This is a genomic window from Acidovorax cavernicola (assembly GCF_003581445.1).
Genome location: NZ_QXMN01000005.1, coordinates 79,551 through 95,203 on the forward strand (window position 1 = coordinate 79,551; position 15,653 = coordinate 95,203).

The window sequence follows — 15,653 nt, forward strand, 5'->3', positions numbered from 1 at the left end:
AGCTCCACGGTTTGGGACGCAATCTAGGATGTTGGAGATCGGCCGCCTATTTAGGGGGTAGCGACCAGGATGTCGAGCGCGGAGCATGGGATTTCCGCTTTGGCCGTGCCTGGTGTTTTACGTCGACTGGCTGAATATGCCTATAGCAGCCATTCGATCGGGAGCACCTGCAGCACATTCATGAGCAATCGCTTCCCGGCTGTGCTGCCTGGTTCGACGCGCCAGATCTGCTCGCCCTGAGGCAAGCGCTCGACCCATTCCAGATTGCGGCCGTCGGGTTGGAGTCGTACTTCATACGCACGCTCGGGGACGACGTCGTCCATCAGCGATGTCATTTCCTCTGCGATCGCCGCGCTGTCGATGACCACCCCCATCTCGGTGTTCAGCTGCTCCGAGCGCGGATCGAGATTAAAGGAGCCGACGAACAGCAGTCGCCGATCGGTTCCGAATGTCTTGGCATGCAGGGATGAGGCCGAGATGCTGCCACTGCCGATACTGGAGCCGGAACCAGCGGAACCACCAGAGCCCAAGCCCAGCCCCAAACTAGATCTGGGGCGAGACGCCGGGTCTAGATCGGTGTCGTCGAACTGAACCTGAGTTGTGTCCTGTAGCACTTCCCGACCCTCTTGGCCGCGCAGCTTCTTTGCCAGCGCGCGGGCAGCGTCCCAGCGCTGCGCCGTGTATTGCGGTTTCAGTTCGTACAGCTGAACACCTCCTTGCAGCAGGAGCAGCCGGTATTTCGAGTAGCCGGCGTGCACTGGCAGCACGTCGGTGGCGAGCAGCGAATTGGTGAGCACCCTGACTTTCACGCCCCGCTTGGCGAAACCGATCAACATCTCGGTGGACTCTTTGCCTGGCACGAAGTAGGGCGAGACGAGGTCGAGTTCCTTGCGGGGATCACCCATCAACTCTATGAGCCGTGCGACCAGTAGCTCCTCACGTTTGAGCGTGCGGCGGCCTTTTTCGGGGCTGTCGTAGACCACGCGGGCCGTGGCCCATTCGAACGGCAGATCGTGTGCCGCGATCCGGCGGGCGACCTCTGTGTTGCGCGCGGCGTTGATATAGATCTGCGCCGCCGGATCGGCATGCACGCGGGACCAGGCCGCCCGCACCCGCGCCATGGCGTCTTGGGCCGGTGGTGGTAGCACTGTGCTGGCAGGGTAGACGACGTCGTGGTTCCAATAGAGATCGAACTCGGACGATACGTCCTTGACCACCGGACCAATGCCCAGCATGTCCAGATCCTGAAAGGCGACGCCTTGGTTGGCGCCGTAGTATTCGTCGCCTACGTTCCTCCCGCCAACGATGGTCGCCTGGTTATCGATGGTCAGCGACTTGTTGTGCATGCGCCGATTCACTCGTGAGAAGTCGAGCGCCAGGTCGGCAGTGCGGAAGCCTCGATGGACGTAGGGATTGAACAGGCGCAGTTCGATGTTCGGGTGTGCGTCCATCGCAGCCAACAAGGCGTCTTGACCCACGGTGTGATGATCATCCAGCAGCACACGTACCCGAACGCCGCGTTCGGCGGCCTGCCACAGTGCCTCCCACAGCATCAGACCGGTGGTGTCGTGGTGCCAGATGAAGTACTGCAAGTCCACGCTGAGCTGCGCTGCCTGCACCAGAGCGATGCGGGCGGCGAAGGCATCGGGGCCCTCGGTCAAAGGGTGAAAGCCGGACAGGCCAGGGTGCGGTGCGGCCATGGGGGCCACCGCGCGGCCGATTGCGGTATCACCGGTATTCGTCAGGGCTGTGCTGAGCGTGCGCGGCACTGGCGACGGCAAGCCGGCGCAAGCTGTCAACAGAAGGGCAAGGAGGGCTGCACTCAAGCAGCGGCAGAGCCGTGGGGTGAGGCTTGGCGGCGACGCAGATCGGATGGTGCTGCGGGTTGCGGGAAACAAACCAGCGCGAACCTTTTCCAGAAGGGGATATTGAAGCCCTCCTGATCGGACGCGGCCCAGTAGCGTTGTGGTGACCCGCGGAGCTCGCGCCGCTTTCGATGTGGAAGCGAATGCAGTCATCGCAATTCAGGTCCCATGTCGTGGCGAGGAGGCAATACCACAACGAGAGGTTGTGGCGTCCACTTCGAAAAACAAGAAGAGATGGGGTGCTCCACAATTCGGGCCGCCATCGGCGTTTTGTTGAGAACCGCTATCGGAATCTCTCCCGCGGAATGCAACGGACGCACATTGCCATAGACTCGAATTTGCTCCCTGCTTGCTCGATGATGTCAGTGCGTATCCATTCAGAAACGCAGAGACTCCCTGGTTTTGCTCTCTCCAAACTTCAGAATGCAACAACAAGTTCTCTCCGCACACGAGATTTTTCCGCACATCCGCGTCGTCATGGGCATGGTGATCGGCCTCGGCGTCACGCGGTTGCTGTCGGGCGTCGCGCGCATCGTGCAACACCCGAAACAGTACCGGCTTTATGCTGTACATCTGGCATGGGTCGCTTCTGTTCTGCTGGCTCTGGTGCATTTCTGGTGGTGGGAGTTTGGTCTGTATCAGATTGAGGCTTGGACCTTCGGGACCTACGCATTTATCGTCAGCTATGCGATCGTATTGTTTCTGCTGTGCGCATTGCTTTTCCCCGACAGCATGCAAGACTACGCGAGCTACGAAGACTATTTTTATGCGCGTCGCGCGTGGTTCTTCGGCTTGCTGGCGGCGACCTACCTGTTGGATGTGGTTGATACGTTGATCAAGGGAGAAGCACACTTCGCGAAGTTCGCATTCGAGTACCTGATTCGGACGCCGATCCTGGTTACCCTGTGTGTCGTGGCGGCTCGGACGAAGAGCTCGCGCTTTCACGTCGCCTTTGTGGCCGCTATGCTGAGCTATCAGCTTTCATGGATCTTCCGGTTCTTCGACACGCTGGGCTGACATTGCGGCCATTCATTCTTTGAGTCAGAGATCCTTAGTTGGTGGCATCCGCCGATCCAGACGAGTCAGCTACTGAAGCAGTTGCTCAGGTGCAATCTTGCTGAGAGGATTCGAGCCTGTAGCCGCGTCCATAGACTGCGCGCAGGCTCAGCCCTTTTTCCGCTTCAAGTCCAAGTTTGCCGCGTAATCGATAGATGTGACTGTCCAATGTGCGGGACGACACCTCCTGATCACTGTATCCAGCACTCTCCAGCAGATGCGAGCGGGACACGATATCGCCCATATGCTGAAACAAGGTCAGCGCGAGCCTGAATTCTCGGTCCGTCAGGGTGGGGCGTTCTGCTGTCTCGTCGTCCCCTGGGGCGGGATGTATCCGTACGCTTTGTGAAAGGTGATCGAATTCGCATCGACCGAAGCGCTCGCGATACGACTTCGCGACCGGCCTTCGTCTAGCCATAAGGCGCTGCACGCGCGCTCGAAGCTCCATGGGCCTAAATGGCTTGACGATGTAGTCATCAGCTCCAAGGTCGAGCGCCCGGACCACATCCTGCTCTGAAGTGAGAGCGCTTAGCATGAGCACTGGCACTTGGTCCGTTTGCCACTTGCGTAGCCACTGCAGGAGGTCGATGCCCGTCAATCCCGGTGCGTTCCAGTCGAGTATTAGAAGATCGAAGGTCTCGCTTCGGAGTGCCTGCTGCATAGCAGTCCCATTCGAGAACGCGATGATGGTCACGATTGAATCGCCTGCGATCAAGGCGTGCTCCAGTGTTTGCATCAGATGCGACAACTGGTGGGGGTCGTCTTCGAGGATAGCGATACGCATTGAGTTCTTGGGATGACTACGGCGATTGATCGTCGATCGAAGCAAGCGTCCAGAGGTTTCCTGAGCAACGCTCACCTCCAAATTTTCTCAAGAAGATTCAAAAAATCTTAGAGCAAAAATCAAATTGCGCGGTACGAAAAGTTGAGCAGACTATCAACATTCTTCGGGGAGTGGGCCTGGCGTCAAAAATTTTCGTGTCTCAGCATTCTCGCGCATGGCTCGAAAAATTAGAATACTTTAGGGAAACTATAAGAATCTGGAAGAAAATCTACATTGTCTTTCGATGTTGGGGGTGGGAGAATCAGGGGCGGCTGATTGAATTAAAGAAGCCTGATTGAAGAGTTTGCTCAATGCATTCATATTGGATTGGGCTTTTTGATTGATTTCGAAAAATCTGGTTGGGAAAGAGTTGCTTGGGATGTAACTTGCGATCGGTGCTGAAAATTTAGCTGGCTCTGGGAACTCCCCTCTATCTCTAGGCTGGCACTGCTGATGCAATGCCTGTAGTTGGTGACTATGGTCAGTCACGCTAAATTCGTCGAATCGTGGCATGTCATTGCCCGACAACTGCTATGTGGCTCGCAAAATCAAACATGAAAGAGAGAGGGAAATGAAGTCGATCTTCCGATCTGTCACTTCCGCAGCGATCATCGTTGGCACCATCGGCGGATGCGCGACGGTACGTCAGCAAGACTTGGATGCATGGGTCGGCGTTCCTGTAAACGCCTTGGAAATCCATCCGCTTTTTCTCACGATGCCCATGTATCGCACGCAGACCGAGAGCGGTATCGAGACGCGGAACTACGTCAATGGTCAGGAAGTGGAGCAATGCTTTACTCGCATGGGCGCCCACAGAAACGACAGCAAGTACGTGAGCCACAGTGCTTTCACCTCGTGTTCCGAGAGCCGCATCGTGTGCAATAACATTTTTTACATCCAGGGAGGCAAGGTCATTCGCTATGCCCCCACCGGGGATTGCTTCACTAACGAGACCGTTCGACCGCAGATCGGATATTTGGCGCCTAAGCCGCTGGGGCATTGAATTTTTCCCGGCGCATGAATAGATGAATGCTGCCAGCAGGTCGACGTGATCGAGACATGTTTCAGCGCTGAGCGAACTTGAAGATCCGCCGCATGACCCAGGTGCTCGTCGGCACCCGCCTTACTGAACTGCTTTGGTTTGCCGATACCATGAAGCTGCAGGAGGCGCATTTCGATGGGAAGCCCGTGCCAGAAAAACCGACCATTGGGGGGAGGGCCCTTGAAGACGCGGCCGGTGCGTCAAGGACGCAGAAAGGGGGCCGGACAACGATAGCTTGCTGATGCTTTACAAGCAGGTCAGTGCCGGCGATGCACATAGCCGGCAACTTGGCGCAATGGGTGTTGTCAGCTGGGCCAAGTTCAACGCCTGGGCTGCTCGTGAGAGTACGCAATGCACACAGGCGACGGCGGAGCACGCGAAGTTGGTCGCCTCGCTACTCGCAGTCGATCGTTGAGACCATGGTTACAGTCAGGTCCGCCTCGCCAGTCTCGGAGCCCTAACTGGTGCGTCATGTGGACCTGATTGCAGTATCTGAAGATCTCAGGCTCTCGAGCACAGGCAGCAGGTATTTCAAGAATTTCTCGGGGTTTTCGGTCATCGGAAAATGACCTAGCCCCTCCATCCCCTGCCAAGTCGATCCAATGATCGCTTCGTGCGCTTCTTTGCCCTTTTCCATCGTGCCACTCCAGTCATACTCGCCGGAAAGGATGTGCACTGCGACCTTTTGCGTGTTGATCTTCGATGCCTCATTGCGCAAGTCATAGTCGCTCATGTAGTAGTTCAGGTCACCGATAAAAACTGGAGGCCAAGCTGCTGCATAGACTTGTGTTGTTTCCTTGCGATAGGCCTCGGGCGAAGCAGGGCACATCAAAGCATCCATGACCCTGGCCTTGTGTTCATTGCTAACCTGTGGATGCCAGAATGGTCGTAGCGCCGGACTATTGACATCAAAGTCCACTTTCAGTGCGCCTTCCAGGGAGATGACGGCACGCAGTTCGTCTGCATGGTAGCGCGCTAGATCAAGCGCGAGCATCCCTCCCACCGAGCAGCCCATGAATACGGGTCGATCGAGTTCCAGTGCGCGTGATAAGGCGAGCGGCACCGACCGCAGGAACCCTCCGGCAAGCTTGTATTCGTTGGCCCACCACCGAGGACCAACGGGAGGAATGGACTTGCCATGAAAGGGCAGGTCATAGGCGATGAGACGGAAATGATCTGTGATCTCCTTGCACTCAAAGAGATGGCGCCACTGCCCGCCATGGCAGCCCGCCGTGTGCTGTAGTAGCAGCGGAATGCCCGAGCCTGCTTCCTCGAAATAGACCCGGTAGTCCTGCCCTTCGAGCGTCAGATGAATGTAGCGCCCGACAGGGCTGTCGTACGTGCCGTTCGGCTTTGCCTCTACCACCGGAGGCGTCGGGCGCAGCGTAGCTGACGCTCGCATGAGCTCGACCGCGCGAGTGATGGCCGGCAGATACTGAGCGAAGATCAGTGCATCACCACCTTGATGCATCTGTCCTGTCTGGATCAAGGGCCAGATGTCGTTCATGAATCTGGGCGGTAGAGGCTTGAGCAGCGCCGTCCAGACCTCGTCCGACGCGCGCAGCGTGATGGTCGGAAATTTCTCGTCGGCGCCATCGGCTGACGGTCTCCCGTCATCGACAAATATCGCCACCGCATCGGTATCGCCTTCCAATCGCAGGCCACCGGTCCAGTGGCGGGCACAGAGCGCGAACTCGCCATCGGCACGGCATCGAGCGGAAAGATCGTTCGCAGAGTATTGACTGAGCGCTGACATGGTGTCTCCTTGGTTGCGGTCGTTTGGTGAGTCGTGCGGGCCATCCGGCGCAGGGGAAAGTTCAAGGCCTGCCAGAGGGTGTGCGTGCGCGATAGGGTTGCAAAGCCTCGTTGAGTAGCGCGAGATATCGTTCGCGGTCCATGCGCAGGGTGTCGATCCTTCCCCCGATACCCAACGCCATGGGGGGTTGGCTTGGCGGCGTGGGCATTTCCACCGCCAGCACGCCGACCCCTGGATTCACCGTGCCTTCGGTGTAGGCGTAGCCGTCTTGTCGGATGCGGTCCAATTCCTTGAGCAGATCGCTCACCTGCATGCGCAGGTGCGGCTCCTCTTCTGCGTTGATGCGCCACAGAAGTTGCTGAACCTCTACGTCCGTCTTTCGGCTGAGCAGGATGCGCCCTGCTGCAGAGCGGCACAGCGGCCGCAGTGAGCCGGGCTTGATGTACCACGACGGTACTTGTTGTTGAGGCGCTTGTACGAGATGGATGTACTGCACGTAGATGTCGTTCTGCATACCCAGGATCACTGCTTCGCCGCCGCTGGCGGCATGCAACTCGTCGATCAGGTGCGACAGGCTCGTCTGGCTGAACAGCTGGTCCTGCACCCAGCCGCCGAAAAGTGCCACGCGCAGCGTGGGTACGTACAAGCGCTTTTGCCGGTCGTAGTCGAGGTAGCCCAGCCGGGTCAGGCTCTTGAGCAGCGCCGACGCGCTGGACTGTGGGTAGTTCAGCCCCCGTACTAGGTCGGTCACGGACAAGGGACGACGGCATTCCGCGAAGTACTCGAAGAGCTCGAGCACGCGCTTGGCGGACTTGATGACGCCTTCGATCTCGCGCGCCGAGGTGCCGTCGGTGACCTGTGCCTTCTTGCCCGTGCTCATATGTTCACATTCCGTAGAGTTCGGCCTTGCGCAGGATGCCGTTGCGCAGTAGCCGGACGGTGGCGACGTCGACCATGACGCCGTCCACCCTGATCGCGCCCAGGCCTTCAGCCTCGGCCTGTGCGTAGGCCAGTACTAGGTGGCGCGCGCTTTCGACGCGCGCGGCGTCTGGGCTGAAGACCTCGCGTGCCACGGCAATCTGGCTCGGGTGGATGGCCCACTTTCCGACCATGCCCAGCGTGTTGGCGCGGCGGCATTCTTCGCGGTAGCCGGCTTCGTTGCGGAAGTCGGCATACGGTCCGTCGACCGGGTCGAGCCCGGCGGCGCGGCAGGCCATGACGAGGCGAAAGCGTGCGTAGTGCCACATGTCGCCTGGGTAGCCGCCGTCGCTGCCGATGGCCGCGTCGAGGCTGATGCCCATGGAGGCCGAGAAGTCGCCCATGCCGAAGACCAGGCATTCCAATCTGGGGCTCGCGTGCGCAATCGACTCGATGTTCTGCATGCCTTCGACTTCTTCGATGAGTGCCTCCAGCCCGATGCGCCGCTCGAGCTTGAGCTTCTTCTCCATCATGCTCAGCAACCGGTCGGCGAACAGGATGTCGGCTGCGCTGGTAACCTTGGTCATCATGATCGTATCGAGGTTGCGGCCCGCGCCCTCGACCACCTCGATGATGTCCTCGTAGGCGTATTCGGTCGAGAGGTCGTTGATGCGCACGCAGCGCACCTTGCCGTTCCAGTCGAGCGTATTGAGCGCCTCGACGATCTTCTGGCGCGCGGCCACCTTCTGGTTGGGCGCGACCGCGTCCTCCAGGTCGAGGAAGACGTGGTCGGCCTCGCTCGCGGCGGCCTTGGCCATCATCTTCTCCGACGAGCCGGGAGTGGACAGCTGGATGCGCCGTGGGCGGCGCGGACGTGGGGGGATGCTCATGTTCGTTTCCTCGTATCAATACCCGGATGCTGGAGTAGGGCTGTTCAGCCGATGGCGCTTTTTGCGCGCAGTTCGGCGATGCGCGCATCGGCCATGCCGATCTCGCGCAGGATCTCGTCGGTGTGTTCGCCGACCAGCGGCGCGCGGCGCACGATGCGCCCGGGTGTCTCGCTCATCTTCACCGGAATACCGGCGATGGCCATCTGTCGCTCGACGCCGGGGTGGTCCACATGCACCACCATCTCGCGCGCGGCGAAGTGCGGGTCAGCCACGATCTCGGCGACGTTGTTCACCGGGCCGAAAGGAATCTTGCCGCCCAGCACGGCCGCCAGTTCCTTCTTGGTGTGGACCGAGGTGTACAGCTCTAACTGGTCGTACACGTAGTCGCGGTGCGTCACGCGGGCCTCGGCCGTGGCGGTGCGCGGGTCGGTCACCAGGTCGGGCCGGCCGATCAGACCGCACAGCTTGGCCCACCAGGCGTCGAAGTGCGCGGCCAGCGTGACGAAGCCATCCTTGGCCTTGAAGAGACCGAAAGGCGACAGCAGTGGATGACGGTTGCCCTCGGGATGAGGGATCAGGTCCTGGAAGGAGTTTTGGTGCACCGTGCGTTCACACAGCGCCAGCACGGCATCGACCATCGACACGTCGACGAACTGCCCCTGTCCAGTGCGTGCCGCGCGCAGCAGTGCCGCCGTGATACCAAAGGCGCACAGCGTTGCGGGGTACAGATCACCCACACCCGGGCCGACCTTCAGCGGCGTGGCCCGGTCGGGGCCGTTGATCTGCATCAGGCCGCCCATGGCCTGCGCCACCACGTCGTAGGCGGGCCATTCCGCGTACGGGCTCTTGCCGGTGCGCGGATCGCCGAAGCCGCGGATGGCTGCGTACACGAGCTTCGGGTTGCGCTCGCGTAGCGTCTCGTACGACAGGCCCAGCCGCTCCATCACGCCGGCGCGGTAGTTCTCCACCACCACGTCGGCTGTCTCAACCAGGCGCAGCGCGAGCTCGCGAGCGTTCGGGTCCTTCAGGTTCAGGCCAATGGAGCGCTTGTTGCGGTTGACCGAGGCGAAGTAGCCGCCGAAGGCGCGCAGCTCGTCTTCAGGCCGAAAGGGGCCGGCAATGCGCGTTTCCTCGCCCTCGGCCGGCTCGACCTTGATGACCTCCGCGCCCTGGTCGGCCAGCAGCTGCGTGCAGTAGGGTCCAGCCAGCATCTGCGTGAAGTCGACCACGCGTACACCTTCAAGCGCGCCGAATCCGCTCGCGGCCATCAGCGCGCTCCCCAGTGCGAACGGCGTTTCATAAGCACGGTGCGCTCGCCTTCGAACACGATGCTGCCGTCCTGCTTGGTGCCGTAGTGCTTGAAGCGCACGACGCCCGCGTCCTCGCGCTCGGCGGGGCCGACTTCCAGCACCTCGGTGTAGGCGGTGAGCGTGTCGCCGTGGAACACTGGCCCTTGCAGCCGGATCTTGTCCATGCCGAGTTCGGCGATGGCATTCTCGGCCGTGTCTTGGCTGGCGAGACCGACGAACATCGCGATGTTCACGCCGCCGAAGGACAGGCGTCGGCCCATGGGGTGCGACTTCATCACCTCTTCGTCGAAATGGCCCGAGGCGGTGTTCATCACCATGTTGGTGATCAGCACCTGTTCCAGCGGCTCCAGTGTCTTGCTGCGCACGTGCTTCATGACCTCGCCGACGGTGAAGTCCTCGAAGTAGTTGTCGCGTTCAGTCAGTTGGTTCAATTGCATGGCCTGTCTTTCTTCACTTGCCCAGCAGGCGGTCCGAGATGATCCGCAGCTGTATCTCGGAGGTGCCCTCGAAAATCTTGGTCAGCCGCGCATCGCGCCAGTAGCGCTCTGCCGCGTGCAACGTGGTGTAGCCGGCGCCACCGTGAATTTGCAGGCCCTCGGTCGTCACGCGCTCGGCCATCTCAGTGGCGAACAGCTTGGCCATCGAGGCCTCGAGGTCGCAGCGCCCGCCGTTGTCGATTTGTGTGCACACGTGGTAGTTGAGTTGGCGCGCGGCTTCGATCTCGGTCGCCATTTGCGCGAGCTTGAAGCGGATCGCCTGGAACTGGCCGATGGGAGAGCCAAACTGCTCGCGCTCGTTGGCGTAGGCCATGGCGTCTTCCAGCGCGCCGCGCGCCAGGCCGATAGCACGCGCGGCCGTGTGGGCGCGCGCCTTCTCCAGCCCCTGCGTGGCGAGGTAGAAGCCTTCGCCTTCCTCGCCCAGCAGTGCATCGGTGGGCACGCGGAATTCGTCGAACGAAAGCTCCCAGGTCTTCCAGCCGAAGTAGCCGATCTTCGGGATGGGCGCACCCTGCACGCCGGCGGGCAGTTCGCCACGATTCTTGGGGATCATGAAGGCCGACAGACCCTTGTGCTTCTTGTCTGGTTGTGGCGGGCTGGTGCGTGCAATCACGACGAGGTAGTCGGCGCCGTCCGCGAAGGTGCACCAGTACTTGTTGCCGTGGATCACCCACCCGTCGCCGTCGCCATCACTGACACGTCGGGCGCGGCAGCTGATGTTGGCCACGTCTGAGCCCGCGTTGGGCTCCGACAGCGCGAAGGCGCCCAGCCACTCGCCGCGCGCGACGCGCGGCATCAATTCCTTCTTCTGCTCCTTCGAGAGCTTCTCCATGCCCGGAAGGTTGTTGGCGCGGGCGATGAGCGAGGCCACGCTCATCCATCCGCGTGCCAGCTCCTCGGTGACAAGGCAGTACTCGAACACGCCCAGGCCCAGGCCGCCGTACTCCTCGTCGATCAGGATGCCGAAGTAGCCCATCTCGGCCATCTTTTCGCGCAACGACATAGGGATGTCGCCCTTTTCGGGGTCGAGCTTGTTCGCAACCGGCAGCACCTCGCGCATGGTGAATTCACGCGCCTGTTCCTGGATCATTCGGCGCTCGTCGGTCATGTACGACGCGCTCATGCCGCGTCTCCCCGCAGGAAGACGAGGTTGGAGCGATGGAACTCGCAGACCGGCTCGTCGCGCTGGTTGAAGCCCTGCGTGTGCCAGCCGACGATGCCCATGTCCTTGCGGCTGCCGGACAGGCGTCGCTCCAGAACGGTGGAACGCGCGAACAGCGTGTCGCCCGGATAGAAGGGCGCCGCGTGTTTCAGTGCGTTGACGCCGAGGAAGGCCGTGCCGTGCTCGCTCAGGTCCTGCACCGACAGGCCGAACACCGTGTTGAACACTAGCAGCGGGTTGACCGGTGTGTCGGGGTGGCCCATGGCGCGCGCCACTTCCACATTGGTGTATTGCGGATTGAAGTGCAGCGTCAGCGTGGTGAACAGCGCGTTCTCGGCTTGCGAGAGGGTGCGGCCCCAGTGGTGAACGAACACGCGGCCAGGCTCGAAGTCCTCGTACCAGTGGCCCTTGTCGCGCACCTTGGCGCGCGCGATGACGTCTTGACTCATGAAGTGGTTCCCGTGGGTTGGCTGAGCATGGACATCAGCGTGCCGATGTCCTCAATATGGTCGAGCGCACCGATGGCGCGTTCGATGGCGGCGGCGCGGTCGGGGCCGACCACCGGTGCGGCCAGCGCCATGAACTTGCGCGCCAGGCGTGCGCGCTGGCGTGCGAGATCGCGCTCGGGTACGCCGCTGTCGTGGCGCGCGCTCAGGGTGCGGCCGTCGCGCGTCAAGATGCGCACCGCGGCCTGCATCAGCGGCCAGCCGTCGGGCATGAAGTGCACGGCGACGCGTTCGCGCAGGGCGATGAGATCGGGGCGCTGCGCTGTGGAATCGATGTAGGTGGCGGGCGACGCGGTGTCTGCTCCGGCCACCGCGAGCGCGGCATTCAGGCGCAGGCTGAACTTGGCCTGCAGGCCGGTGGCGGGCTGCACGATGTCGCACATGCGCTGTGCGCCGGGCTCTACATCGAGGTCGATGCGTTCGATGTCCGCGGCGGTGAGCTGGTGCGCCTCGCACAGTGTGCGCACGGCCTCGATCGAGGAATGCGTGCCGTAACAGGCGGCGTGGTACTTGAAGAGGTTGTTGTGCAGATGCGTGCCGCCTGGCGGCATAGCCAACGCAGCCTGTGCGTCGGGCGCTGGCGAGGTCGCCAGAGCGAACCCTTGTGCGGCTTCCAGCAGATCGGCGCGACCGGTGAAGCCGCGCGCCGCGAGCTGCGCGCCCGTCACGCCGTTCTCGTTCGCCTTGCCCGCATGCAGTGGCTTGCACATGGTGCCGAACTGCGCCTTCATCCCGCCGGCTTGTGTGCCGGCGATGCCGAGCGCCACGGCAGTGGAATCGCGATCCAGCGCCATCAGAACGGCCGCCGCGCATGCCGCGCCGAAGCTTCCCACGGTGGCCGTGCCATGGAAGCCGCGTTCGTAGTGCGCGCGGCCCAGGTACTGCCCGACCATGCCGGTCATCTCGTAGCCCGCAGCGAAGGCCCGCAACAGCACGTCGCCGCTCGCCGCGCGCGACTCGCCCACCGCGAGCGCGGCCGGCAACACTGCCGCTGTGACGTGGCCTTGCGCAGCCATGTTGGCGTCGTCATAGTCGATCGCATGACCGGCTGCGCCGTTGAGCAACGCGGCTTGTCGCACGCTCAGCCGTAAGGGTGTTCCCACCAGCGAGGCAATGGGGGCGCCGCCGTCTTCGCGGGCCTGGGCCAGGAGGATGCGCGACAGCGGTTCGTTGGCGCCGGCCAGAGCCACGCCCGCCCAGTCGAGCACGCATTGGCGTGCCAGCTCGCGTACGTCGTCGGGCAGCGGCGCTTCGGCCAGCGATGCGGCGCGGGCTACCAGGCTTGCCGTGAGGGGGACGCCCGCCGTGGGCTGCGATGTCTCGTTCGGATCGTTTGTCACGCTGACGTGTCTCCGTGTCTTTTGTGCTGTTGACTATGCGGCAAAAGACCCGCACACGGGCCGTTCGTGTGGAGATAGCACGTACGTGATGCCGCGCCGCGCGATGCCTGCGCATCACGTATGTGTTGTTTGCCGCAGCCGCTTTACAGGCCCTCTTGCGGCTTGGAACATTGCGCGGCTTTCAAAGCCCGGCGCAACGTGGCTGACCCGTCATGGCGCGCACGAACCAACGCATCCGGCCTCGGATGCGTCCAAGAAAACGGAGACACAGAATGAATCGCCCATCGGCACGCGGATCCCATTCCTTCACGCGGCGCACGCTGCTGCAATCGGCCGGCGCAGTGGCCGCGATGGCCAGCGCGCCCGGCCTGCTGCGCGCACAGCCGAGCACCATCAAGATCGGCATGAGCGCCGTCACCACCGGGCGCTTCGCCTACGCGGGCCTGGGCCAGGTGGTTGCGACGAAGCTGCTGTTCGAGCAGGTGAATGCAACTGGTGGCATCGAGGGCCGCAAGCTCGAGCTGATCGTTCGCGACTCGCGCAACCTGCCTGAGGAAGCCGTGAAGAACGTGCGCAGCCTCATCAGCGCCGACGGCTGCACGATCATCATGAGCGCGGAGTCGTCGTCCGCCGCCGCGGCCATCAACGAGGGGCTGCGCGACACCAAGGTGGCGTGCTTCCAGATGAACTCCGAAGCCTCGTCGCTCACCGCAGATCCGAAGAAATTCAACCCGCTGGTGTTCCGCGTGGCGCGCCAGGGCATTCACGATGCAATTGCCGGCGGTGCCATCGTCTCGCGCATGGCGAAGGAGCGCGGCATCACGCGCTGGGCCACCGCCGCGCCAGACTATGCCTTCGGCCGCGAGACCACGCAGCAATTCATCGACTACTTCCAGCATTTCGGAGGCAAGATGGAGGTCGTGGCCCAGGCTTGGCCCAAGTTCGGCGCGCCGGACTTCACCGAGGTCGTGACGCGGCTGCTGTCGTCCAACCCGCAGGCGGTCTATTCGTTGTGCTTCGGCGGAGACCTCATCTCGCTGGTGGAGCAGGGCAATCTCTACGGCCTGTTCAAGGACAAGCTCGCGGTGCTACCCCTGTACTCCGACTACGGCGTGATCGACACGGTGAAGCAGCAGCCGCCGAACGTGATCGTTCAGAACCGCTACAACTGGAGCTATCCGGCTACGCCGGACAACCGCAAGTGGTACGACGATTACCGCAAGCTCGGCGGCGGCGCCAAGCCGCACAACTGGGCCTGGCAGACCGGCGCCACCGCGCAGTTCATCGTCGACGGGCTGCGCGCCACCAAGGGTGACCCCGATGCAACCAAGGTCGCGGCGGCGGTGCGCGGCAGCACGGTGCGGGTGCCCTTTGGTCTGGACGGAAAGGTTAGCCTGCGCGCCGAGGACAACACGCTCATCAACTACCCCATGGCCTACGGCGTGGCCATCGCGGCGGAGCCTTTCGTCAAGGATTGGGTGACGGCCGATTGGAAGCTGATTCTTGAGCAGGAAGCTGCCTGGAAGAAGAAGCAGGGCTACGCCTGAGCCGCAGAACGCCTCTTCTCTCGGAGCATCCTATGGAATTCGACGCACTGCAGCAGTGCTTTTCATCCGCCTCCTGCGTCGTGACGCAGGCCACGAGCGGGCTGGTCATCGGCCTGCTGATGTTCCTCACTGCGTCCGGGCTCACGCTCGTGTTCGGTGTGCTGGGCATCGCCAACTTCGCGCACGGCGCGTTTTACATGCTGGGCGCATACATGGCCTACACGGTCTATGCGAACACGGGCAGCTACCTGCTGGCCGTGGCTGCCGCGGCGGTGTTCGCGGCGGCATGTGGCGCGGTGTTCGAGCGCTGGATCGTGCGCCGGCTCAAGGGCGCTGACGTGATGATGCAGCTGGTGGCGTGCTTCGCGCTGGTGCTGATCATCGACGACGCCGCCAAGCTGATCTGGGGGCCGGCCGCGGTTTCGCTAGGAATTCCCGCCTCAATGCGCGTGCCGCCAGTGCAGTTCCAGGGCGGCGTGATCCCGGTGTTCTACCTCGCGCTGATGGCGCTGTCGGCCTGCATCGGCCTGGCGATCTGGCTGCTGCTAGCGCACACTCCCTTCGGCCGTACCATGCGCGCCGTGGCCGAGTTGCCGCTGATGGCCTCTGCGCTCGGCAAGAACGTGAACCTCTATGCCGGCGTGGTGCTGGCGCTGGGCTGCGGGCTGGCCGGCGTGGCGGGCGCGCTGGCGGCGCCGATGCGCGCTGTGCTGCCGGGCACGGGACTGTCCGTGCTGCTGGAGTCCTTCGTCGTGGTGGTGATAGGCGGCATGGGCTCCATCCCCGGGGCGCTGGTCGCGGCGTTGCTGCTGGGCTTCACGCGCTCGTTCGGCTCGATCGGCTTTCCTCTGTTCACCGAAGGACTGATGTTCCTCTTTATGGTGGCGGTGCTGGTGCTGCGGCCCCAGGGCCTGTTTGCACGAGCCGTGCGCACACACTGA

General features: G+C 62.3%; 16 protein-coding genes. 6 read left to right on the forward strand and 10 right to left on the reverse strand.

What is annotated here, in order from left to right:
• Window positions 1-140: 140 nt before the first annotated feature.
• Window positions 141-1,826: a phospholipase D family protein gene (locus D3H34_RS07190; protein WP_167481140.1), complete on the reverse strand. Its 1,686-nt coding sequence runs from the start codon at window positions 1,824-1,826 to the stop codon at window positions 141-143.
• A gap of 462 nt (window positions 1,827-2,288) precedes the next feature.
• Here D3H34_RS07190 and D3H34_RS07195 point away from each other — a divergent pair, with 462 nt between their 5' ends.
• The gene (locus D3H34_RS07195; RefSeq protein WP_119552755.1) at window positions 2,289-2,882 is read left to right on the forward strand and encodes a hypothetical protein; all 594 of its coding nucleotides are present in this window, start codon (window positions 2,289-2,291) and stop codon (window positions 2,880-2,882) included.
• An 85-nt stretch (window positions 2,883-2,967) separates the two neighbouring features.
• On the opposite strand, the gene D3H34_RS07200 is transcribed toward D3H34_RS07195, so the two are convergent.
• On the reverse strand, window positions 2,968-3,780 hold the full coding sequence (locus tag D3H34_RS07200) for a response regulator transcription factor (RefSeq protein ID WP_286185504.1): 813 nt from the start codon (window positions 3,778-3,780) through the stop codon (window positions 2,968-2,970).
• 535 nt (window positions 3,781-4,315) lie between these two features.
• On the opposite strand from D3H34_RS07200, the gene D3H34_RS07205 reads away from it, so the two are divergent.
• The 3 genes from D3H34_RS07205 (at window position 4,316) to D3H34_RS34905 (ending at window position 5,201) form a co-directional block, all read left to right on the forward strand.
• The gene (locus tag D3H34_RS07205; protein WP_119552757.1) at window positions 4,316-4,747 is read left to right on the forward strand and encodes a hypothetical protein; all 432 of its coding nucleotides are present in this window, start codon (window positions 4,316-4,318) and stop codon (window positions 4,745-4,747) included.
• A gap of 92 nt (window positions 4,748-4,839) precedes the next feature.
• Window positions 4,840-5,028 (forward strand): hypothetical protein, encoded by a 189-nt coding sequence (locus tag D3H34_RS07210; protein WP_119552758.1) that lies wholly within the window; start codon window positions 4,840-4,842, stop codon window positions 5,026-5,028.
• Window positions 5,028-5,201, forward strand: coding sequence for an acyl-CoA-binding protein (locus tag D3H34_RS34905; protein ID WP_119552759.1), 174 nt, complete (start codon window positions 5,028-5,030; stop codon window positions 5,199-5,201). Before D3H34_RS07210 ends, D3H34_RS34905 begins: the two co-directional genes overlap by 1 nt.
• Window positions 5,202-5,255: 54 nt before the next feature.
• On the opposite strand, the gene D3H34_RS07220 is transcribed toward D3H34_RS34905, so the two are convergent.
• The 8 genes from D3H34_RS07220 to D3H34_RS07255 all read right to left on the reverse strand — a co-directional run bounded on the left by D3H34_RS07220 (window position 5,256) and on the right by D3H34_RS07255 (window position 13,165).
• On the reverse strand, window positions 5,256-6,542 hold the full coding sequence (locus D3H34_RS07220; protein ID WP_205736684.1) for an alpha/beta fold hydrolase: 1,287 nt from the start codon (window positions 6,540-6,542) through the stop codon (window positions 5,256-5,258).
• 61 nt (window positions 6,543-6,603) lie between these two features.
• Complete coding sequence (locus D3H34_RS07225; protein ID WP_119552760.1) at window positions 6,604-7,422, reverse strand: IclR family transcriptional regulator; 819 nt, start codon at window positions 7,420-7,422, stop codon at window positions 6,604-6,606.
• A gap of 4 nt (window positions 7,423-7,426) precedes the next feature.
• On the reverse strand, window positions 7,427-8,350 hold the full coding sequence (locus tag D3H34_RS07230) for an HpcH/HpaI aldolase/citrate lyase family protein (RefSeq protein WP_119552761.1): 924 nt from the start codon (window positions 8,348-8,350) through the stop codon (window positions 7,427-7,429).
• A gap of 44 nt (window positions 8,351-8,394) precedes the next feature.
• A complete protein-coding gene (locus D3H34_RS07235) occupies window positions 8,395-9,618 on the reverse strand; it encodes a CaiB/BaiF CoA transferase family protein (protein ID WP_119552762.1) in 1,224 nt (407 codons plus the stop codon).
• Window positions 9,618-10,097: a MaoC family dehydratase gene (locus D3H34_RS07240; RefSeq protein WP_119552763.1), complete on the reverse strand. Its 480-nt coding sequence runs from the start codon at window positions 10,095-10,097 to the stop codon at window positions 9,618-9,620. The genes D3H34_RS07235 and D3H34_RS07240 overlap by 1 nt, the downstream gene beginning before the upstream one ends.
• Window positions 10,098-10,110: 13 nt before the next feature.
• Complete coding sequence (locus D3H34_RS07245) at window positions 10,111-11,280, reverse strand: acyl-CoA dehydrogenase family protein (RefSeq protein WP_286185505.1); 1,170 nt, start codon at window positions 11,278-11,280, stop codon at window positions 10,111-10,113.
• A complete protein-coding gene (locus tag D3H34_RS07250) occupies window positions 11,277-11,768 on the reverse strand; it encodes a MaoC family dehydratase (RefSeq protein WP_119552764.1) in 492 nt (163 codons plus the stop codon). Before D3H34_RS07250 ends, D3H34_RS07245 begins: the two co-directional genes overlap by 4 nt.
• A complete protein-coding gene (locus D3H34_RS07255) occupies window positions 11,765-13,165 on the reverse strand; it encodes an MmgE/PrpD family protein (protein ID WP_119552765.1) in 1,401 nt (466 codons plus the stop codon). The genes D3H34_RS07250 and D3H34_RS07255 overlap by 4 nt, the downstream gene beginning before the upstream one ends.
• A 272-nt stretch (window positions 13,166-13,437) precedes the next feature.
• On the opposite strand from D3H34_RS07255, the gene D3H34_RS07260 reads away from it, so the two are divergent.
• On the forward strand, window positions 13,438-14,712 hold the full coding sequence (locus D3H34_RS07260) for an ABC transporter substrate-binding protein (RefSeq protein WP_167481141.1): 1,275 nt from the start codon (window positions 13,438-13,440) through the stop codon (window positions 14,710-14,712).
• A gap of 32 nt (window positions 14,713-14,744) precedes the next feature.
• Window positions 14,745-15,653, forward strand: coding sequence for a branched-chain amino acid ABC transporter permease (locus tag D3H34_RS07265; RefSeq protein ID WP_119552767.1), 909 nt, complete (start codon window positions 14,745-14,747; stop codon window positions 15,651-15,653).